This is a genomic window from Pseudomonas sp. S3_C06 (assembly GCF_054667675.1).
On record NZ_CP162747.1, the window covers coordinates 3,256,672 to 3,276,227 of the forward strand.

The 19,556-nt window shown below is 60.0% G+C and carries 17 protein-coding genes; 8 read left to right on the plus strand and 9 right to left on the minus strand.

Annotation, left to right across the window (positions count from 1 at the left end; genetic code table 11):
* Positions 1-179 precede the first annotated feature (179 nt).
* From AB4N44_RS14475 to AB4N44_RS14500, 6 genes are all read right to left on the minus strand, one after another.
* Positions 180-1,004, minus strand: a complete 825-nt coding sequence (locus tag AB4N44_RS14475) for an ABC transporter permease (protein ID WP_008084123.1) — start codon at positions 1,002-1,004, stop codon at positions 180-182.
* A gap of 12 nt (positions 1,005-1,016) precedes the next feature.
* Positions 1,017-2,264, minus strand: coding sequence for an ABC transporter permease (locus tag AB4N44_RS14480; protein WP_008084125.1), 1,248 nt, complete (start codon positions 2,262-2,264; stop codon positions 1,017-1,019).
* Positions 2,265-2,458: 194 nt separating this feature from the next.
* Entirely contained in the window at positions 2,459-3,502 is a 1,044-nt protein-coding gene (locus AB4N44_RS14485) for an ABC transporter substrate-binding protein (RefSeq protein ID WP_127929989.1), read from the minus strand.
* 48 nt (positions 3,503-3,550) lie between these two features.
* Positions 3,551-4,675, minus strand: a complete 1,125-nt coding sequence (locus AB4N44_RS14490) for an ABC transporter ATP-binding protein (RefSeq protein WP_038363353.1) — start codon at positions 4,673-4,675, stop codon at positions 3,551-3,553.
* Between the two features lie 348 nt (positions 4,676-5,023).
* Positions 5,024-5,653: a response regulator gene (locus AB4N44_RS14495; protein ID WP_116028308.1), complete on the minus strand. Its 630-nt coding sequence runs from the start codon at positions 5,651-5,653 to the stop codon at positions 5,024-5,026.
* Between the two features lie 85 nt (positions 5,654-5,738).
* Positions 5,739-8,135 carry a PAS domain-containing sensor histidine kinase gene (locus tag AB4N44_RS14500; protein WP_316917196.1) on the minus strand — a complete coding sequence of 799 codons (2,397 nt, stop codon included), beginning with the start codon at positions 8,133-8,135 and terminating at the stop codon, positions 5,739-5,741.
* 73 nt (positions 8,136-8,208) lie between these two features.
* Here AB4N44_RS14500 and AB4N44_RS14505 point away from each other — a divergent pair, with 73 nt between their 5' ends.
* Positions 8,209-9,198, plus strand: coding sequence for an alpha/beta hydrolase family protein (locus tag AB4N44_RS14505; protein ID WP_316917197.1), 990 nt, complete (start codon positions 8,209-8,211; stop codon positions 9,196-9,198).
* 123 nt (positions 9,199-9,321) lie between these two features.
* Here AB4N44_RS14505 and AB4N44_RS14510 read toward each other — a convergent pair whose 3' ends face one another.
* The 3 genes from AB4N44_RS14510 to AB4N44_RS14520 are packed head-to-tail and all read right to left on the minus strand — an operon-like array spanning position 9,322 to position 11,778.
* Complete coding sequence (locus AB4N44_RS14510; protein WP_460108624.1) at positions 9,322-10,089, minus strand: TerB family tellurite resistance protein; 768 nt, start codon at positions 10,087-10,089, stop codon at positions 9,322-9,324.
* Between the two features lies 1 nt (position 10,090).
* Positions 10,091-10,762 carry an N-acetylmuramate alpha-1-phosphate uridylyltransferase MurU gene (gene murU, locus AB4N44_RS14515; RefSeq protein ID WP_127929993.1) on the minus strand — a complete coding sequence of 224 codons (672 nt, stop codon included), beginning with the start codon at positions 10,760-10,762 and terminating at the stop codon, positions 10,091-10,093.
* On the minus strand, positions 10,759-11,778 hold the full coding sequence (locus tag AB4N44_RS14520) for an aminoglycoside phosphotransferase family protein (protein ID WP_460108623.1): 1,020 nt from the start codon (positions 11,776-11,778) through the stop codon (positions 10,759-10,761). Before AB4N44_RS14520 ends, murU begins: the two co-directional genes overlap by 4 nt.
* A gap of 130 nt (positions 11,779-11,908) precedes the next feature.
* On the opposite strand from AB4N44_RS14520, the gene AB4N44_RS14525 reads away from it, so the two are divergent.
* The 7 genes from AB4N44_RS14525 to glpE all read left to right on the plus strand — a co-directional run bounded on the left by AB4N44_RS14525 (position 11,909) and on the right by glpE (position 19,546).
* Positions 11,909-14,710, plus strand: a complete 2,802-nt coding sequence (locus AB4N44_RS14525; protein WP_127929995.1) for an LPS-assembly protein LptD — start codon at positions 11,909-11,911, stop codon at positions 14,708-14,710.
* Positions 14,685-16,007, plus strand: a complete 1,323-nt coding sequence (surA, locus tag AB4N44_RS14530) for a peptidylprolyl isomerase SurA (protein WP_177413886.1) — start codon at positions 14,685-14,687, stop codon at positions 16,005-16,007. The genes AB4N44_RS14525 and surA overlap by 26 nt, the downstream gene beginning before the upstream one ends.
* Positions 16,004-16,993 carry a 4-hydroxythreonine-4-phosphate dehydrogenase PdxA gene (gene pdxA, locus AB4N44_RS14535; RefSeq protein ID WP_460108621.1) on the plus strand — a complete coding sequence of 330 codons (990 nt, stop codon included), beginning with the start codon at positions 16,004-16,006 and terminating at the stop codon, positions 16,991-16,993. Before surA ends, pdxA begins: the two co-directional genes overlap by 4 nt.
* On the plus strand, positions 16,990-17,808 hold the full coding sequence (gene rsmA, locus AB4N44_RS14540) for a 16S rRNA (adenine(1518)-N(6)/adenine(1519)-N(6))-dimethyltransferase RsmA (RefSeq protein WP_095122616.1): 819 nt from the start codon (positions 16,990-16,992) through the stop codon (positions 17,806-17,808). The genes pdxA and rsmA overlap by 4 nt, the downstream gene beginning before the upstream one ends.
* 113 nt (positions 17,809-17,921) lie before the next feature.
* Positions 17,922-18,302, plus strand: a complete 381-nt coding sequence (gene apaG, locus AB4N44_RS14545; RefSeq protein WP_160042070.1) for a Co2+/Mg2+ efflux protein ApaG — start codon at positions 17,922-17,924, stop codon at positions 18,300-18,302.
* Positions 18,302-19,183 carry a symmetrical bis(5'-nucleosyl)-tetraphosphatase gene (locus tag AB4N44_RS14550; RefSeq protein WP_160042072.1) on the plus strand — a complete coding sequence of 294 codons (882 nt, stop codon included), beginning with the start codon at positions 18,302-18,304 and terminating at the stop codon, positions 19,181-19,183. The genes apaG and AB4N44_RS14550 overlap by 1 nt, the downstream gene beginning before the upstream one ends.
* A gap of 33 nt (positions 19,184-19,216) precedes the next feature.
* The gene (gene glpE / locus AB4N44_RS14555; RefSeq protein ID WP_016983139.1) at positions 19,217-19,546 is read left to right on the plus strand and encodes a thiosulfate sulfurtransferase GlpE; all 330 of its coding nucleotides are present in this window, start codon (positions 19,217-19,219) and stop codon (positions 19,544-19,546) included.
* The last annotated feature ends 10 nt before the right edge of the window (positions 19,547-19,556 follow it).

Sequence of the window (19,556 nt, forward strand, 5' to 3'; positions counted from 1 at the left end):
CTCTCCCAAAGGGAGAGGGGACTGACCGAGTTGTACTCTCGAAGTACACCGACCTGAATTACCGAGTCGAACTCAGGTTTTGAAAAGCACAACGATCTGCTCCCTTCCCCCGCGCCCCCTTGGGGGCGGTCCGACGTTTCGGGAGGGCTGGGGTGAGGGGGTGGCTCTTGATCTGGCCCTTAAACCTGAGCCGTACGCAGTTTTTCGCTACGACCCCGTAGCCATTCCAGGGTCAGCAGCAGGATGACGGAGAAGGCGATCAGCAACGTAGCCGCAGCCGCAATCGTCGGACTCAGGTTCTCGCGAATCCCGCTAAACATCTGCCGAGGCAACGTCGCCTGCTCAGGCCCGGCAAGAAACAGCGTCACCACCACCTCATCAAACGAAGTCGCAAACGCAAACAGCGCCCCGGAAATCACCCCCGGCGCAATCAGCGGCAAGGTCACCCGACGAAACGCCGTCAGTGGCGAAGCACCAAGACTAGCCGCCGCACGCACCAGATTGTGGTTAAACCCCTGCAACGTCGCCGATACCGTGATGATCACAAACGGCACGCCCAACACCGCGTGCACCACGATCAACGAGAAGAAGCTGTTGCCCAACCCCAGCGGTGCGAAAAACAGATAGCTCGCCACACCAATGATCACCACCGGCACCACCATCGGCGAAATCACCAGCGCCATCACCAGCGCTTTACCGGGGAAGTCACCGCGAGTGAGACCGATTGCCGCCAGCGTGCCAAAGATCATCGCCAGCACCGTCGCCGCCGGGGCGACGATGATGCTGTTCTTCAGGGCGCGCATCCATTCCGCCGAGGCGAAGAAGTCGTGATACCACTGCAGCGAGAAACCCTGCAGCGGATACACCAGAAAACTGCCCGAGTTGAACGACAGCGGAATAATCACCAGCACCGGCAGAATCAGGAACAACAGAATCAGGCCGCAAAGGATCCGCAGGCTGTAGAACCACACCCGTTCAATGGGCGACATGTAAGGACTCAGCATCTCGAATTCCCCTTAGCTCAGGCGCAGGCGACTGGCGCCGACCAGCCAGCTGTAAATCAGATAAAGCACGACAGTCGCCAGCAACAACAGCCCGCCCAGTGCGGTGGCCATGCCCCAGTTGATGCTGGTGTTGGTGTAGAAGGCGACGAAGTAGCTGACCATTTGATCGTTCGGGCTGCCGAGCAGCGCCGGGGTGATGTAGTAGCCAATGGCGAGGATGAACACCAACAGGCAACCGGCGCCGACACCGGCATAGGTCTGCGGGAAGTACACCCGCCAGAAACTGGCAAACGGATGGCAGCCAAGGGAAATCGCGGCGCGCATGTAAGTCGGCGAGATGCCTTTCATCACGCTGTAGATTGGCAGAATCATGAACGGCAGCAGGATGTGCACCATCGAGATGTACACGCCGGTGCGGTTGAACACCAGTTCCAGCGGTTTATCGATGATGCCCATGGCCATCAGGCCACTGTTAATCAGACCGCCCGATTGCAACAGCACGATCCATGCGGCGACACGCACCAGAATCGAGGTCCAGAACGGCAACAGCACCAGAATCATCAGCAGATTGCTTTGCCGCGATGGCAGGTTTGCCAGCAGGTAGGCCAGTGGATAGGCGAGCAGCAGGCAGATCACGGTGATCACCAGGCCCATCCAGAAGGTGCGGGCGAAGATGTCGAGGTAGATCGCCTGATCCGGGGTGGCCGGGGCGATTTCGCCGAGGTCGTCGATGCGGTGGTCGACGGACGCCAGCAGGTAATACGGGGTGATGCTGCTGGTGTTGCGTTTGACCGCCTGCCAGTAGGCGGGGTCGCCCCAACGTTCGTCGAGTGCTTCCAGGGCTTCTTTATAAGAGGCCGGTTCGCTGGCGAACGGCAGCGCCCGGGCGGTTTTGGTCAACAGGCTGCGATAGCCGGCCAACTCCATGTTCAAGCGCTTGGACAAATCGCCCAGCGTCTGGTTTTTGCGTGCTTCGGCGAGGTCTTCGCCGGCGGCTTTATAGACCGGTTCAGCGGGCAGGCCGCGGCCGTCCCAACTGGCGATGGCCGCCACGGTGCGCGGCATGCCGCCGACCACTTCGGGATTGCCGACGCTTTTGTAGAGCAGCGCCACGATCGGCACCAAAAACACCAGCAACAGAAACAGCACCAGCGGCGCAATCAGCGCTTGAGCCTTCCAGCGGTTGACCCGCTCGGCGCGCTTGAGCTTCTGCTTCAAGGTGGGGCTGTTGCCCTCGTTCAGGGGAACGGCGATGGCCATGACGTACTCCGCAAATCTTTGATCGTTACAGAGGTGGTGAGCCACCGCTGTTGTGTTGAAGCACAGCTACCTGTGGGAGCGAGCCTGCTCGCGAAGAGGCCAGCACATTCAACATCTATGCTGGCTGATCTACCGCTTTCGCGAGCAGGTTCGCTCCCACAGGGGTGGGCAAGCCCACCCTCACCAGGCTCGGCTTATTTCGCAGCCCAGGAGTTGAAGCGCTGCTCCAGCTGCTCGCCGTTGTCAGCCCAGAAGCTGACGTCGATCTGCACCTGGTTGGCGATGTTTTCCGGGGTGGTCGGCATGTCTTTCAGGACATCCTTGGCCAGCAGCGGCACAGCCTGGGTGTTGGCCGGGCCGTAGGCGATGTTTTCCGAGTAGGTCTTCTGTTGCTGCGGCTGTACCGAGAAGGCGATGAATTTCTTCGCCGCTTCCGCGCGCTTGGCGTCCAGACCTTTCGGGATGGCCCAGGCGTCGAAGTCGTAGATGCCGCCGTTCCACACCACTTTCAGGTTGGATTCTTTCTGCACCGCCGCGATGCGACCGTTGTAAGCCGAGCTCATCACCACGTCACCGGAAGCGAGGTATTGCGGCGGTTGCGCGCCGGCTTCCCACCATTGGATGCTCGGCTTCAGCTCATCAAGTTTCTTGAAAGCGCGATCCTGGCCACCCTTGCTCGCCAACTCTTTGTAGACGTCTTTCGGCGCCACACCATCGGCCATCAAAGCGAATTCGAGGGTGTACTTGGCGCCTTTACGCAGGCCACGTTTGCCCGGGAATTTCTTCGTGTCCCAGAAATCCGCCCAACTGGTCGGTGCGGTTTTCAGCTTGTCGGCGTTGTAAGCCAGTACGGTCGACCAAACGAAGAAGCCAACACCGCAAGGCTGAATCGCGCCTTTGACGTAGTCTTCAGTCTTGCCGAACAGCGCCGGGTCGAGTTGTTCGAACATGTCTTCGTCGCAACCACGGGACAGCTCTGGCGATTCGACTTCGACCAGATCCCACGACACGCTCTTGGTGTCGACCATGGCTTTGACCTTGGCCATCTCGCCGTTGTATTCGCCGGCGACGATCTTGCCGTTGCCTGCCGCTTCCCACGGTGCATAGAAGGCTTTGACTTGCGCGGCCTTGTTCGCCCCGCCAAACGACACCACGGTCAAATCGGGGCCAGCGGCCATTGCGTTTGCCGCACCCATCAGGCCCAGGGTCAGGGCGGTGAACTTCAGGGATCTCAACATTTATTGTTCTCTCCACGTGCAGGGTTGGTGTTGGTATTGCCGGGGCGATCAGTTCGCCTCTAAAAGCGGGTCAAGCGCGCGAACGTGCTCGACCTGCCAGCCAAGCGGTACCACGTCACCGACCGCGAGCGCTGGATCGAGCTCGGCAATCGGTTGTTTCACGAAGAAGTCGGTCTTGCCGCAGACTTCCAGGCGCACCCGGACGTGGTCGCCCAGATAGATGAATTCCGCCACCCTCCCTGAGAAGCGGTTAACGCATTGATCGCTCGAACCGTTGAGGCTGACGCGCTCCGGACGGATCGACAGGGTCACCGGTTCGCCGGTCTGGCCGACATTGACCGCCAGCGCCTCGACCTTTTCGCCACGACCCAACTCGACCACGCAACGCTCGCCGCTCTGGCTGAGCAAGCGGCCGTTGAGGCGGTTGTTTTCGCCGATGAAATTGGCGACGAAGGTATTTTTCGGTTCTTCGTAAAGGGTGCGCGGCGGGGCGATCTGCTGGATTTCACCCTGATGGAATACCGCAACACGATCGGACATGGTCAGCGCTTCACCCTGATCGTGGGTCACGTAGACCACGGTCACGCCGAGGCGCTGGTGCAGGTGTTTGATTTCCATCTGCATGTGTTCACGCAGTTGTTTGTCGAGGGCGCCGAGGGGTTCGTCCATCAGCACCAGTTGCGGTTCGAACACCAGCGCGCGGGCCAATGCCACACGTTGTTGCTGACCACCGGACAACTGCGCCGGATAGCGCGAGGCGAACGCGTCGAGCTGAACCATGCTGAGGACTTTTTTCACACGGTCGCTGACGTCGCTTTTGTTCAGGCCACGGACGGTCAGAGGGAACGCGAGGTTTTCCGCTACGGTCATGTGCGGGAACAACGCGTAGTTCTGGAACACCATGCCGATGTCGCGTTTGTGCGGCGGCACGTTGTTGATCGAGCGCCCGGCCAGCAGAATTTCACCGGCGGTTGGTGTTTCGAAACCGGCGAGCATCATCAGGCTGGTGGTCTTGCCGGAACCGGACGGCCCGAGCAGGGTGAGAAATTCGCCTTTGCGAATGTCCAGGTTGAGGTCTTTGACGATCAGGTTCTCGCCGTCGTAGCTCTTCTGCACTCCACGAAAGCTGACCAGTACATCACTGGCCCCTGCGTTTGTATCGACCTGGCTCATACCCACACCTTTGTTGTTGATGACTGCTTGTGGATTAAGCCTAGTGGTTGCTGACAGGCACGCAAATCGGGGCGCAGGAGAGAATCGCCTCAGCCGGATGGAAGGTTGGGGGTAGGGATTGCCCTACAAGGATGGCGCTGATGGATAAGGCAGTGACAAGCGACAAGCTGCGAGCCACATGCAATGGCAAAAACGCGTGTCGCTTAGGGATATGCGCACAATCCGGATCCAAAGCAGATCCCTTGTGGGAGCGAGCCTGCTCGCGAATGCGGTGGGTCATTCAGCTTATTCGGTGACTGTTACACCGCTTTCGCGAGCAGGCTCGCTCCCACAGGGGAACAGTGCTGATCAGAGAAGTTTGTGTTCCATCGCGTATTTGACCAGTTCGGCCAGCGAGGTGATGTTGAGTTTCTGCATCAGCCGCGCTTTGTGGGTGCTGATGGTCTTGCTGCTCAGGGCCAGTTGCTGGGCGATGTCGTTGACGTTGGCGCCTTGGGCCAGGCGTTCGAACACCGAGAACTCGCGTTCGGACAACAACGAATGCAGCGGCCGCGCATCAGTCAGACCGACTTCAAACACCATGCGATCCGCCAGATCCGGATCAATGTATCGCCCGCCGGCCGCGACTTTACGAATGGCGGTGAGCAACAGCGCCGGATCACTGTCCTTGGTCGCATACCCGGCCGCGCCAACCTTCAGCGCCCGCGCGGCCATCTGCGCTTCGTCGTGCATCGACAGCACCAGAATTGCTGGCGGATTGTTCAACGCACGGATGCGCGGGATTGCTTCGAGGCCATTGACGCCGGGCATGGAGATGTCGAGCAAGACCACTTCGCATGGCACGCTACGCAAGGTTTCGAGCAGTTGCTCGCCATTGCTCGCCTCGCCCACCACTTGCAGATCCTTGGCCAGGCCGATCAATTGCTTGATGCCCTCGCGGACGATGGTGTGGTCTTCGGCTACCAGTACACGGATCAAATCTTTTCTCCAGATTTCAGGTACACACCATTCCCTGTAGGAGTGAGCCTGCTCGCGATAGCGTCAGCCCAAACACTACAGACTTTCAGACCTCACTCACCGGCACCCGCACCATCAGACTGGTGCCCTCCCCCGGTTCACTCTCCAGCGTCAACCGCCCGCCCATGATCAGCACCCGCTCGCGCATGCCAACCAGTCCAAACGAAGTCGGCCGACCGGCAGCGGCGACAAATCCTACGCCATCATCACTGACAGTCAGACACAATTCGTCGCCTTCCAGCGCCAGCGTCAGTTCCACAGTATGCGCCTGAGCATGGCGCATCACATTGGTCAGCGCCTCCTGCAGGATCCGGAACAGGCCAATCGCCTTGGCATCACTGAGCGCCGGAAGATTGTCCGGCACCTGCACCAGACACGGAATCTGCGTCCGCGCTTCAAACCGCCGCGCCTGCCATTCGATCGCCGACGCAATCCCGGCATCGAGAATCGGTGGCCGCAGCGCCGTCGCCACATCGCGCACCAACTGAAACAACTGGGCGATCAAGCGTTTCATGCTGTTGAGGCGTTCGTTAAGACCGGGATCGAGTTGCGCGTAGGCCAGTTCGCACATCGATGTTTCCAGTTTCAGCACCGTGAGCATCTGCCCCAATTCATCGTGAACCTCGCGGGCAATTCGCGCCTTCTCTTCTTCACGCACGCTCTCAAGATGCGCCGACAGTTCGCGCAGTTGCTCACGGGAGGCGGCCAGCTCCAGCTCGATACGCTTGCTCTCGGTGATGTCCCAAACGATGCCGTCCCACACGTAGGCGCCATCCTCCAGTTGCCGGGTGATCGCCTTGATCTCGGCCCAGCGCTGCTCGCCCTGACGCGTGAGGATTCGGCCCTGCCATGACCAGTCGCTGTCGGTGTCCAGCGCCTGATCCTGGGTGCGGTGGTAACTGGCCTTGTCATCCGGATGCACCAGACTGCGCAGACCCATGTCGCGATGAGCGATGACGGCCGGTGCGTAGCCGACCAGACTTTCGCTGCCTTCACTGATGTAGGCAAAGTCGATCTGCCCGGTCACCGGCGCGCGCTCCAGACGGAACACCAGTCCCGGTACGTTGGCGGCGATGCCCTGCAGACGCGCCTCGCTTTCCTGCAACGCCGCCACGGCGCGACGGCGCTCGGTGACGTCGGTGAGATAAACCACCAGATACTCACTGTCACGAAAACGCAAGAAACTCAGCGAGACATCCGCCGGCAAAACACTGCCATCGGCACGCACGCAACTGGTCTCGAAACTCAACGGCCCTTCTTCACTGGCGCGCGCGCGCTTCCACAGGTTGAGCCAGCGATCCATGTGCAGGCCCGGCTCGAAGTCGATCAGCGGTCGCTCGATCAACCCACCCGAGGGGTAACCGAGCATGACTTCGGCTGCACGGTTGGCGTAGCGCACATGGCTGTCCCAGTTGACCCAGAGGATGCCGACGGTGCTTTGATCAATGGAGAACTGCGTCAACCGCAGCGCTTCTTCGCTGGCCGCGCGCAAGGCGATGTCTTCCCGGGCGGCCAGCAGTCGCTGTTCGAGACTGTGCTGTTGGCGGCGCTGCCAGAACACGATCGCGACACAACTCAACAGCATTACCGCGAACAACAGGCTGAGGTTCTGCCAGAACCCCGGCGACTCCGACAGTCGTGGATATTTCGGTTGCAGCCATTGATTGTGCAGTTGCTCGAGATCCTTGGCCGGGATCGCGCGCAGCGCACTTTGCACGATGCCGGCCAACTCTGGCCAATCGCGGCGCGAGCCGACTCGCAGCAGTTGCGGCAGGCCGATATCGCCGACCACCACCAGTTCGGCGAACTCCGGTTCTACCGACAAGCGTCCGAGCTGCGCCTCATCGACTACGGCGTAAGCGGCCTGCTGACTCAACAGCAACTGCAAGGCCTGACGTTCGAGCGGCACGCCTTGCAGGTTCAGATGCGGATAGTTGCCGCGCAGATAGTCGGCGGTGGTACTGGGCATGCGCACAGCGACACGGACCTGGCTATCGAGTTTCTCCAGATCGACCACGCCACTGGCCTTCTGATCGCTGACGACCAATTGCGGCACGCGCATGTACGGATCGGAAAACTGCCACAGACGCAGCGCACTCGGGGTTTGACTCAGGCCCGGCGCGATATCGATCTCGCCCTCGCGCACCGCGGTTTCCAGTTGCGCGAGATCCTGAAAGTTGCGCCAGCTCAGTTCGACATTGAGCGTTTTCGCCAACAACTTCATCAATTCGACGTTGGCCCCGGACAACCGTTGCAGGCGCCGGTCGTATTGCGCATAAGGGGCTTGCAACACCAGACCAACACGCAATTCATTGTGCTGCGCCAGCCACTGCTGCTGGCCCGCCGACAACTGTGCGAGATGTGACGGCGGCGCAGGCGCCGCCCAGCCCATCAAGGGAAACCATAAACAGCCGATAACCCACAGGCAGCAAAATCGCTTCATTGAAGTCTCATACACTGACAAATTCTGACCAACCCATTAGGCTGCCGGGATACTTTCTGGCCTGGAATAACCGATGCCCTCTGTCTACCGCCTGGCAATGCCAGCATTGTGCCTGTCGCTGATTCTGCCTTGTGCGTTTTCCGTCGAAGCCGCCGATCCGGCACCTGCCGCCACCGCAGAAAAACCGGCCGAAGAAAAACCCGCCGAACGCCAGCCACTGCTTGAGCGTAGTCAGGAAGAAGCCGCCGCACTGCAACGTAAGGTCCCGGCGCAAGAACAGCAACAATTACAGGCCGGCAGCGACACCTTTCTCGCCCTGTGGAAACCGGCCAACACCGCCGAGCCCAAAGGCGCGGTGATCATCATCCCTGGCGCTGGCGAAACCGCTGACTGGCCACAGGCGATCGGCCCATTGCGACAAAAACTGCCTAACGCCGACTGGAGCAGCCTGAGCATCACGCTGCCTGATCTGCAAAGCGATGCCATTGCCCCGCGCGTCGTCGAAGCAGCTGCCGCGCCGAAGGCACCGGAAAGCGGCAGCAAGGACGCCACCACCGCGCAGCCAATCGAACAGGCGGCGGGCGGTGAAGCCGAAGTCGCCGAGCAGGTCGTTGCCGAGACCACCGAAGAACAAGCCAAGGCCGATGCCGAGCGTATCTTCGCGCGGATCGACGCGGCGATTGGCTACGCCGAACAGCAAAGTGCACGCAGCATTGTCGTACTCGGCCACGGCACCGGTGCCTATTGGGCCGCGCGCTATTTGACTGAAAAACAAACCGCGCAGATCGAAAAATTTGTCATGGTCGATGCGCAAGCACCGGCCAAAGCCAAACCGGCATTGGCGGAACTGACACCGACATTGAAATTGCCGACCGCGGATATTTTCTACATGGACAAGCCGCTTGATCGCAACGCAGCGCTGGAGCGCATGCAGGCGAGCAAGCGCTTGAAGACATCGGCGTTCAGCCAGGTCGCACTCAAGGCCTTGCCGGATAACAAGGCTGAACAGGAGCAATTGTTCCGCCGGGTGCGTGGCTGGTTGAATCCGCAGAACCCGGACTGATCGGTAAATCGCGTCGCCCCCTTCGCGAGCAGGCTCGCTCCCACATTGGATCTGCGTACACAATCCATTGTGGGAGCGAGCCTGCTCGCGAAGGGGCCATCACCGGCAACACAGCGCTAACGACTAGCGAAAATCCCGCCGCTCACGAATCAACGTGTAGGCATTGTGCAGCTCGCGGGTTTTATCGGTCGCCTCCCGCACCTGCGCTGGCGTCGCCCCCGTACCGGCAATCTTGTCCGGGTGATGACGACTGAGCAGGCGCCGATAAGCGCGCTTGATCTGCGCCGGCTCACTGGCCGCCGACACGCCGAGCAAGCGCATCGCCTCTTGATAGCTTACCGCCGCGCTGACGATCGGCCGCTTGCCCGGCTCGTAATCGTTGGCCAAGGCCTGCACCTGATGCGCCGTCCAGCCCAGCCACTTGCCCCACTGCGCCAGCAACTCACGTTCACTGACGCCCGCGCGACCATCGGCCCAGACCATTCGCCAGCAGGCGCGCAATACGCCTTCGGCAGCATGCGGTTGCGTACTCAGACGCCGCAGATAACCGCGCAGACTGTCACTGCCGGACTTGCCGCGATTGAACGCGGCAATCGCCCGACGAGTTGCCGGCTCACTCATTTCCAGCGCACGCATCTCGTTGCGCGCCTGCTGGATGTGCCCGTCGGTGACCCGACCGTCGCTCTTGGCCAGACGGCCGAGCAGCACAAACAGCAACTCATCGTTGCGCAGCATCGGCCGGCCGCCGAGTTTTTCCCGCAAATGCCCCCAGCTCTGCAAGTGCAGACGCCGATCCAGCGCTTGCCCCAACAATGCCCCAAGCATGGCCCCCGGAATGCTGGCTATCGCAAAACCCGCTCCGGCTCCAATCAGAGTCCCTGGCCACAACATGTCAGCGACTCGCTTCTATCAAGGTTTCAGCTTCTGCCAGACGCTCGTGCGTACCAACATCGACCCAGTGACCTTTCAGACGCTCGCCCGTGACTTCGCCAGCCGCCATGGCGTTGCGCAACAGCGGTGCCAGTTTGAAAGCACCGTCGGCGCAGCCGTCGAACAACTGAGGATGCAGCACCGCGATGCCGCTGTAGGTCAGGGTTGCAGCGTCCGGCTGACCGTCGTGCACCTTGCCATCGACCAAAGTGAAATCTCCACTCGGGTGATGCGCCGGGTTGTCCGCCAGCACCAGATGCGCCAGACCGGTGATCGGCTGGTGCAGGACGCTGAAGTCGTAATCGGTCCAGATATCACCGTTGACCACCAGAAACGCGTCATCGCCAAGCAACGGCAGCGCCCGGAAAATCCCGCCGCCGGTTTCCAGCGGTTCACCTTCCGGCGAATACTGAATGCTCACGCCAAACTGCGAACCGTCGCCCAGATAATCTTCGATCTGCTGACCGAGCCAGGCGTGATTGATCACGATCTCGTTGAAGCCGGCCGCCGCGAGGGCACGCAGGTGGTATTCGATCAGAGGAACGCCGCCGGCACGCACCAGCGGTTTCGGCGTGGTCAGGGTCAGCGGGCGCATGCGCTCGCCTTTGCCTGCAGCCAGAATCATTGCCTTCATGCTGTTGCTCCACCCCGCAGGCTGGTGAGCAGCGTTTGCAGCTCCGCCAGTTCCGGACGACGCCCGATCACTGCCTCTATATAAGAGAAGAAGCGCGGTACGTCGGCCAGATAACGCGGCTTGCCATCGCGATGGCAGATGCGCGCAAAGATGCCAATGACTTTCAGGTGACGCTGCACGCCCATCAGGTCGCTGGCGCGCTGGAAATCTTCGAAGTCCGGCTGCACCGGAATATTCAGCGCCGAGGCTTGTTGCCAATAACTTTCCAGCCAGCCACGTACGCGTTCTTCAGGCCAGCTGAGGAAGGCGTCCTTGAACAGACAAGTCACGTCGTAGGTCACCGGGCCGTAAACCGCATCCTGGAAATCCAGCACGCCGGGATTCGGCTCGCTGAGCATCAGGTTGCGCGGCATGTAGTCGCGGTGAACCAGCACTTTCGGCTGGGCCAGGGCGCTGTCGATCAGCAGATTGCTGACTTGTTGCCATTGTTGTTGCTGAATTGAATCGAACTCGACGCCGAGTTCGCGCTTCACGTACCACTCGGGAAACAGTTCCAGCTCACGGCGCAGCAACGCAACGTCGTAACTCGGCAACGGTGCAACCATCGGCAACTGCTGAAAAGCCAGCAGCGCTTGCAGGGCATCGTTGAACAATTGATCGGCATTTTCGCCATCGATCACGTCGAGATAGGTCTTGCTGCCCAGGTCATTGAGCAAAAGAAATCCGCGATCGAGGTCTTCGGCATAAATTTTCGGCACATTTATTCCGGATTTCGCCAGCAAAAAGGCGATATCCACGAACGGTTTGCAGTTTTCCTGGGGCGGCGGTGCATCCATTACGACAAAGCTGCGACCCTCCCCTTCCCAGCGGAAGTAACGGCGAAAGCTCGCGTCGCTGCTGGCCGCGGTCAACGTGGCCGGGGGCACGGTGCCCCAGCCCTGATCTGCAAACAGGATTGCCAACTGCTCATCGAGCCAAACTTTCAGGTGTTGCAAGCGTACATCTTGATCAGGCATTGCAAGGGTCTCCGACGGCGCTAGCCGTCAAGCGGGTCATGCTTTATTATCCAGCATCTTTTTCAGACCATCGAGAGGCGTGCGGCCCACACCGCGGGCAGATGGCACGCAGGAAGCCCGGACTAATAAGATGGCATTGAAATCCCCCGCGTTTCGTAAAAAATTTCCGTTGTTGGTAACCGGCAGTCTGCTGGCTATGCAACCTCTGGCCAGTCAATTCGTTGTTGCCGCCGAGCAGTATGACTGCTCCGTCTCGGCTTCGGGTGGTTGGGCCTGTGCGCCCAAATCAACCGCTGCTGCGTTGCCGCCGCGTCCGGTGCATGACGGCAGTGCCGTCAGCGCTACCGGCGAAGCCGCGACCGAGAACGGTTCGGTTGCCGACACAGCCCCTAAAACGGCACTCGTCACCGAAGCCAAAGGCCGCGGTCTGAAATCCCGTAGCGAAGACTTCAGTCACCTCGACTGGGTTCCGCGCGAGAAACTCACCGCCGCCCAACTGGCCGAGACCGGGCCTTACTGCTCTGGTGCCTATATCGAACCGATTCGTCCTGGCATGAATGACAAGACGAACAAAAGCGATGCACCGACCTTTATCGGCGCAAAAGCCTCGCGCTATAACACCGATGATCAAGTCGGTACGCTGGCCGGCGATGTCGTCCTGCGTCAGGGCAGCATGCAGGTCGAATCCGACGAGGCCAGCCTGTATCAGGCGGAGAGCCGCGCCGAACTCAATGGCGATGTGCGCATCCGCGACAACGGCGCGCTGATCGTTGGCGACCATGCCGATGTGCAGCTCGACACCGGTGAAGCCAAAGTCGACAACGCCGAATACGTGATGCACAAATCGCGTATCCGCGGCAACGCGCTGTACGCCAAGCGTGCGGAAAACGCGATCATCCGCTTGAAGGACGGCACGTACACCACGTGCGAACCGAACAGCAATGCCTGGCAGCTCAAGGGCAACAACATCACCTTGAACCCGGCCACCGGTTTCGGTACCGCGACCAACGTGACGTTGCGCGTAAAAGACATTCCGATTCTTTACACGCCGTACATCTATTTCCCGATCGACGACCGTCGCCAGTCGGGCTTCCTGCCGCCGACCATTGGCAGCGGCACCGATACCGGCTTCATGCTGGTTACACCGTACTACTTCAACCTGGCGCCGAACTATGACGCCACGTTGTACCCGCGCTACATGAGCAAGCGCGGCATGCTGGTGGAAGGCGAATTCCGTTACCTGACCAAGTCGAGTGAAGGTCAGTTCGGTGCCGCCTACCTCAATGATGAAGACGATGATCGCAAGCGACAGTCCGACTACAACGAGACTCGCTACATGTACAACTGGCAGCACAAGGGCGGTCTCGACTCCCGTGTGTTCACTCAGGTTGACTACACCAAGATCAGCGATCCGTACTACTTCCAGGACCTGCAAACCGATCAGATTGGCGTGAAGTCCAGCGACTTCGTCAACCAACAGGGTCTGGTTTCCTACCGTGGTGATTCGTACACCGCCACGTTGAATGCCCAGCAATACCAGCTCGCAACCGTTTCGAACCTGACGCCGTACGGCCGTCTGCCGCAGATCACCTTCAACGGTCAGCTGCCGTACCACCCGGAAGGTCTGAATTTCGATTACGAGACCGAGCTTGTCCGTTTCGACCGTGACCTGAGAAGTGGCACCTTTGTACAGGAAGACGGCGTCACTACCGAGTCGCGCCTGGACAACAACATCACGGGTCTGGCACGTGCCAATGGCGACCGCTTGAATCTCAAGCCGGGTGTCAGCCTGCCAATGAACTGGACCTATGGCTTCTTGAAGCCATCGCTGAAATACCAGTACACCCAATATCAGCTGGATCTGGACAACACCGGCAAATCGCAGATTGATGCGATGACAGCTGAACAGAAAAAGCTCAACGGCGAATTCGACAGCAACCAGAACCGTGGTGTACCGATCGCCAGCATCGACGGCGGGCTGTATTTCGACCGCAATACCCAGTACTTTGGCAAAAACTATCGTCAGACTCTGGAACCACGCCTGTTCTACCTTTATGTACCCGAGGTCGACCAGGAAGACATTCCAGTATTCGACACCAGCGAATACACCTTCAACTACGCTTCGCTGTTCCGCGACAACCGTTTCTCTGGCTCCGACCGCGTCGGCGACGAGAACAAACTGTCGCTGGGCGTTACCAGCCGCTGGATCGAAGACAACGGTTTCGAACGTCAACGCATCAGTGTTGGTCAGGCGTTGTACTTCAAGGATCGCAAGGTTCAATTGCCTGGCATCGCATTCAACGATCGTGACGACGCGAAATCCAACGTCTCGCCATACGCTCTGGAATACGAATACCGCTGGAACCGCGATTGGCGCACCACGGCCGATTACAACTGGGATCCGGACAGCCGCAGCCCGCGCTCCGGCAGCGCGATGTTCCACTACCAGCCTGAAGACAACCCGAACAAGGTTATCAACGTCGGTTATCGCTATCGCAACGACCAGATCCGTTACGACCAGAACACCGGTAAATGGACAGTGGGTGGTGGCGACTACGGCACTCCTGGTCAGCCTGGCTACGTGAAGGACTACTACAAGATCCAGCAGCATGACTTCTCGGTCATCTGGCCGATCGTTCCGCAGTGGAACGCCATCAGCCGCTGGCAGTACGACTACAACCGCAACCGTACCCTGGAAGCCTTCGGTGGTTTCGAGTACGACAACTGCTGCTGGAAACTGCGCCTGATCAACCGTTACTGGGTTTCCTATGACGAGTTCAGCCAGGAAGCCCCGCAAAACGAAAAAGGCGACCATGGCATCTTCCTCCAAATTGTTCTGAAGGGACTCGGCGGCCTCACTGGCGCCAAGGTAGAGAGCTTCCTCGACAAAGGCATTCAAGGTTATCGTGAACGTGAAGACCAAGCTTTCTGATTGTCTGCGCCCGCTGATGCTGGGCGCGCTGTTCCTGGGTACTGCGGCTAACGCCGCAGTTCAATCCATCGACAAAGTGGTAGCGATCGTCGACAACGACGTGGTCATGCAGAGTCAACTGGACCAGCGCGTCCACGAAGTTCAGCAGACCATCGCCAAGCGTGGTGGCGGCCTGCCGCCTCCAGGCGTACTGGATCAACAGGTGCTCGAGCGTCTGATCGTCGAAAACCTGCAACTGCAGATTGGCGAGCGTTCCGGCATCCGCATCACCGATGAAGAATTGAACCAGGCAGTCGGCACCATTGCTCAGCGCAACAACATGACTGTTGATCAATTCCGTGCTGCTCTGGCTCGCGACGGTCTGTCCTACGACGACGCCCGTGACCAGATCAAACGCGAAATGGTCATCAGCCGCGTACGTCAGCGCCGCGTGGCAGAACGCATTCAGGTCTCCGAGCAGGAAGTGAAGAACTTCCTCGCCTCCGACCTGGGCAAGATGCAACTGTCCGAAGAGCTGCACCTGGCCAACATCCTGATCCCGACGCCGGAAAGCGCCAACTCTGACGCGATTCAGAGTGCTGCCCGTCAGGCCATGGAGGTTTACCAGCAACTCAAGCAAGGCGCTGACTTCGGTCAGATGGCCGTGGCCAAATCCGGTAGCGACAACGCTCTGGAAGGCGGCGACATGGGCTGGCGTAAAGCCGCACAATTGCCACCGCCGTTTGACCGCGAGTTGAGCAGCATGGCCGTTGGCGACATCACTCAGCCTGCACGCACGCCGGGTGGTTTCATCATCCTCAAGCTACTGGCCAAGCGCGGCGGCGAAGCGCAGATGCGCGACGAAGTGCATGTACGCCACATTCTGGTCAAGCCAAGTCCGATCCGCGACGAAGCCAAAACCAAAGCCTTGGTGCAATCGTTGTATGACCGCATCCTGGCCGGTGAAGATTTCGCCGAACTGGCGAAAAACTACTCCGAAGACCCGGGGTCTGCCCTCAACGGCGGCGACCTCAACTGGATCGACCCGAACGCACTGGTGCCGGAATTCCGCGAAGTGATGGCCCAGACCCCACAAGGTCAGCTGTCCAAGCCATTCCAGACCCAATACGGCTGGCACGTTCTGGAAGTCCTTGGCCGTCGCGCCACCGACAGCACCGAACAGGCCCGCGAGCAGCAAGCCATGACCGTACTGCGTAACCGCAAATACGACGAAGAGCTGCAAACCTGGCTGCGTCAGATCCGTGACGAAGCTTACGTAGAGATCAAACTCCCTGGTGCAGACCAGGCAGCGCAGTGAAACCCCAGCGTTTCGCGCTGACACCCGGCGAACCAGCCGGCATCGGTCCCGACCTGTGCCTGCTGCTCGCCTCGCAAGCCCAGCCACATCCCCTGATTGCCATCACCAGCCGCGACCTGCTCCTTGAGCGGGCCGCGCAACTGGGGCTGGCTGTCACTTTGCTGGATGTTGCGCCTGGTAGTTGGCCGGATGCCCCGGCGCCCGCCAACAGCCTGTACGTCTGGGATACTCCGCTTAGCGCCCCCGTGGTGGCTGGGCGCCTGGACAAGGCCAATGCGGCTTTCGTCCTCGAAACCCTGACCCGCGCCGGCAACGGCTGCCTGAACGGCGACTTCGCCGGAATGATCACCGCCCCTGTGCACAAGGGCGTGATCAACGAGTCCGGCATCGCCTTTTCCGGGCACACGGAATTCCTCGCTGATCTGACCCACACCGCCCAAGTGGTTATGATGCTCGCCACCCGCGGTTTGCGCGTCGCACTGGTCACCACTCACCTGCCCCTGCGCGAGATTGCCGATGCGATCACGCCAGAACGGCTGGAGCGGGTCACGCGGATTCTGCACGCCGACCTGCAAGAAAAATTCGGCATCGCCCAGCCACGCATCCTGGTCTGCGGCCTCAACCCGCACGCCGGTGAAGGCGGCCATCTGGGCCATGAAGAAATCGACATCATTGAACCGACATTAGAGCGTCTGCGCGGCGAGGGCATGGACCTTCGTGGCCCGCTGCCTGCCGACACTCTGTTTACCCCCAAATATCTGGAGCACTGCGATGCAGTGCTGGCGATGTACCATGACCAGGGCTTGCCTGTGCTCAAGTACAAAGGCTTCGGCGCTGCCGTCAACGTGACCCTTGGTCTGCCGATCATCCGCACCTCGGTCGACCACGGCACCGCCCTGGATCTGGCCGGCAGCGGCAAGATCGACACCGGCAGCCTGCAAGTCGCCCTGGAAACCGCCTACCAGATGGCCGAGACCCGTTTATGACCGAGCAATACCAACACAAGGCGCGCAAACGCTTTGGCCAGAACTTCCTGCACGATGCCGGGGTTATCGACCGCATCCTGCGCTCCATCAGTGCCAAGTCTGAAGACCGTCTGCTGGAAATCGGCCCGGGCCAGGGCGCATTGACCGCTGGCCTGCTCAACTCCGGCGCGCAACTCGATGTCGTGGAACTGGACAAGGACCTGATCCCGATCCTCAACCAGCAGTTTGCCGGCAAGAGCAACTTCAACCTGCATCAGGGTGATGCACTAAAGTTCGACTTCAACACGCTCAATGCCGCGCCGAACAGCCTGCGTGTGGTCGGCAACCTGCCGTACAACATCTCCACGCCGCTGATTTTTCATCTGCTGAACAACGCCGGCATCATTCGCGACATGCATTTCATGCTGCAGAAAGAAGTGGTCGAGCGTCTGGCCGCTGGCCCGGGCGGCGGTGACTGGGGTCGTCTGTCGATCATGGTTCAGTACCATTGCCGCGTAGAGCACCTGTTCAACGTTGGCCCGGGCGCATTCAACCCGCCACCTAAAGTTGATTCGGCGATCGTTCGTCTGGTGCCGCACGCCGTGCTTCCACACCCGGCCAAGGATCACAAGCTGCTGGAGCGCGTTGTGCGCGAAGCCTTCAACCAGCGTCGCAAAACCTTGCGTAACACCCTCAAGCAATTGCTCAGCAACGCTGAAATCGAAGCCGCCGGCGTCGATGGCAGCCTGCGTCCGGAGCAACTGGATCTGGCCGCATTCGTACGTCTGGCCGACCAGCTCGCGGTACAAGTCCCGGCCTCCCCTGCCGCCGACTGATAAACGATGAACGCTATCGGGCAGGACGCCACTCTGGTTTACTGCCCGATACTTGCCTAGACTGACTCCCCATCAGCTACGCCCCGCGTTCCGCTTCGTTTAAGGCCTCTTGCATGTCCGATTCCCGTTACCAGGTCGATGTCAGCGTCGTTACCCACTATCTGGCAGACCAATCGCAACCCGAGCACGACCGCTTCGCCTTCGCCTACACCATCACCGTGCAGAACAATGGCGAGCAGCCCGCACGCCTGATGTCGCGGCACTGGGTGATCACCGACGGTGATGGCCATGTCGAAGAAGTGCGTGGTGCAGGCGTAGTAGGTCAGCAACCGTTGATCGATGCCGGCCAGAGCCACACCTACAGTAGCGGCACGGTAATGACCACCAAGGTAGGCACCATGCAAGGCACCTATGAAATGGTCGCCACTGACGGCAAACATTTTGACGCGATCATCAAACCCTTCCGCCTCGCCGTGCCCGGATCTTTGCACTGATGGCGACGTATGCCGTCGGCGACCTGCAAGGCTGCCTCGAACCGCTGAAATGCCTGCTCAAGCAAGTCGCGTTCGACCCGGCACTCGATCGGCTCTGGCTGGTCGGCGATCTGGTCAACCGTGGCCCGCAATCACTGGAAACCCTGCGTTTTCTGCATGGCATGCGTGAATCGCTGGTCTGCGTACTCGGCAACCACGACCTGCATCTGCTGGCCGCGGCCAGAAATATCGAGCGCTTGAAGAAGTCCGACACGCTGCGCGAGATTCTCGAAGCGCCGGACTGCGCTGAATTGCTTGAATGGGTGCGACAGCAAAAGCTCATGCACTACGACGAGCAGCGTAATGTCGCCATGGTCCACGCCGGCATTCCGCCGCAATGGTCGCTGAGCCGCGCGCTGAAGTGCGCCGGCGAAGTCGAAACCGCCCTGCGTGACGACAACCTGCTCCCCGCCTACCTCGACGGCATGTACGGTAACGACCCGGCGAAATGGGACAACGACCTCAAAGGCGTCACGCGCCTGCGCGTCATCACCAACTACTTCACGCGCATGCGCTTCTGCACCGCCGAAGGCAAGCTCGACCTCAAGAGCAAGGAAGGCCTCGACACCGCTCCACCCGGTTACAAACCTTGGTTCCAGCACAGAGAGCGCAAGACCAAAGGCCTGCGCATCATCTTCGGCCACTGGGCGGCACTCGAAGGCAATATCCATGAGCCAGGCATCTCGGCGCTGGACACCGGTTGTGTCTGGGGCGGCAGTCTGACCCTGATGAACGTCGACAGCGGCGAACGCCTGTCATGCAAATGCGATGAACACGGCGGCCTCGCCCCGACCGTCGCACCACTTATCCCCGAAACTTCGCCAGTCAGCGCGCCGCGTTAGACTGCGCTTTCAGCCGAGTAACAGGAACCCGCCATGAGCGAATTCAAACGAATCCCCCCGGAACAGGCCCAGGCCCTGCGTGAACAAGGTGCTGTCGTTGTAGACGTGCGCGACCCAGCGACTTTTGCCGCGCTGCACATCAGCGGCTCGAAGCATCTGGACAACCATTCGCTGCACGCCTTCATCCAGGGCGCCGACCTGGATGCGCCGACTGTGGTCGTCTGCTATCACGGTAATTCCAGCCAGGGCGCTGCGGCGTACCTGATCAGCCAAGGCTTCTCCGACGTTTACAGCATGGACGGCGGCTTCGAGTTGTGGCGTACGACGTATCCTGCAGAAACCGCGCAAGGCACCGCCGAATAATTTTTTTGTC

Coding starts and splice junctions, on each gene's coding strand:
- murU (WP_127929993.1), bottom strand. CDS start 10,762: ATGAAGGCAATGATTCTGGCTGCAGGCAAAGGCGAGCGCATGCGCCCG.
- rsmA (WP_095122616.1), top strand. CDS start 16,990: ATGACCGAGCAATACCAACACAAGGCGCGCAAACGCTTTGGCCAGAAC.
- AB4N44_RS14480 (WP_008084125.1), bottom strand. CDS start 2,264: ATGGCCATCGCCGTTCCCCTGAACGAGGGCAACAGCCCCACCTTGAAG.
- glpE (WP_016983139.1), top strand. CDS start 19,217: ATGAGCGAATTCAAACGAATCCCCCCGGAACAGGCCCAGGCCCTGCGT.
- AB4N44_RS14510 (WP_460108624.1), bottom strand. CDS start 10,089: ATGTTGTGGCCAGGGACTCTGATTGGAGCCGGAGCGGGTTTTGCGATA.
- AB4N44_RS14490 (WP_038363353.1), bottom strand. CDS start 4,675: ATGAGCCAGGTCGATACAAACGCAGGGGCCAGTGATGTACTGGTCAGC.
- AB4N44_RS14505 (WP_316917197.1), top strand. CDS start 8,209: ATGCCCTCTGTCTACCGCCTGGCAATGCCAGCATTGTGCCTGTCGCTG.
- AB4N44_RS14500 (WP_316917196.1), bottom strand. CDS start 8,135: ATGAAGCGATTTTGCTGCCTGTGGGTTATCGGCTGTTTATGGTTTCCC.
- AB4N44_RS14520 (WP_460108623.1), bottom strand. CDS start 11,778: ATGCCTGATCAAGATGTACGCTTGCAACACCTGAAAGTTTGGCTCGAT.
- AB4N44_RS14475 (WP_008084123.1), bottom strand. CDS start 1,004: ATGCTGAGTCCTTACATGTCGCCCATTGAACGGGTGTGGTTCTACAGC.
- AB4N44_RS14525 (WP_127929995.1), top strand. CDS start 11,909: ATGGCATTGAAATCCCCCGCGTTTCGTAAAAAATTTCCGTTGTTGGTA.
- AB4N44_RS14550 (WP_160042072.1), top strand. CDS start 18,302: ATGGCGACGTATGCCGTCGGCGACCTGCAAGGCTGCCTCGAACCGCTG.
- apaG (WP_160042070.1), top strand. CDS start 17,922: ATGTCCGATTCCCGTTACCAGGTCGATGTCAGCGTCGTTACCCACTAT.
- AB4N44_RS14485 (WP_127929989.1), bottom strand. CDS start 3,502: ATGTTGAGATCCCTGAAGTTCACCGCCCTGACCCTGGGCCTGATGGGT.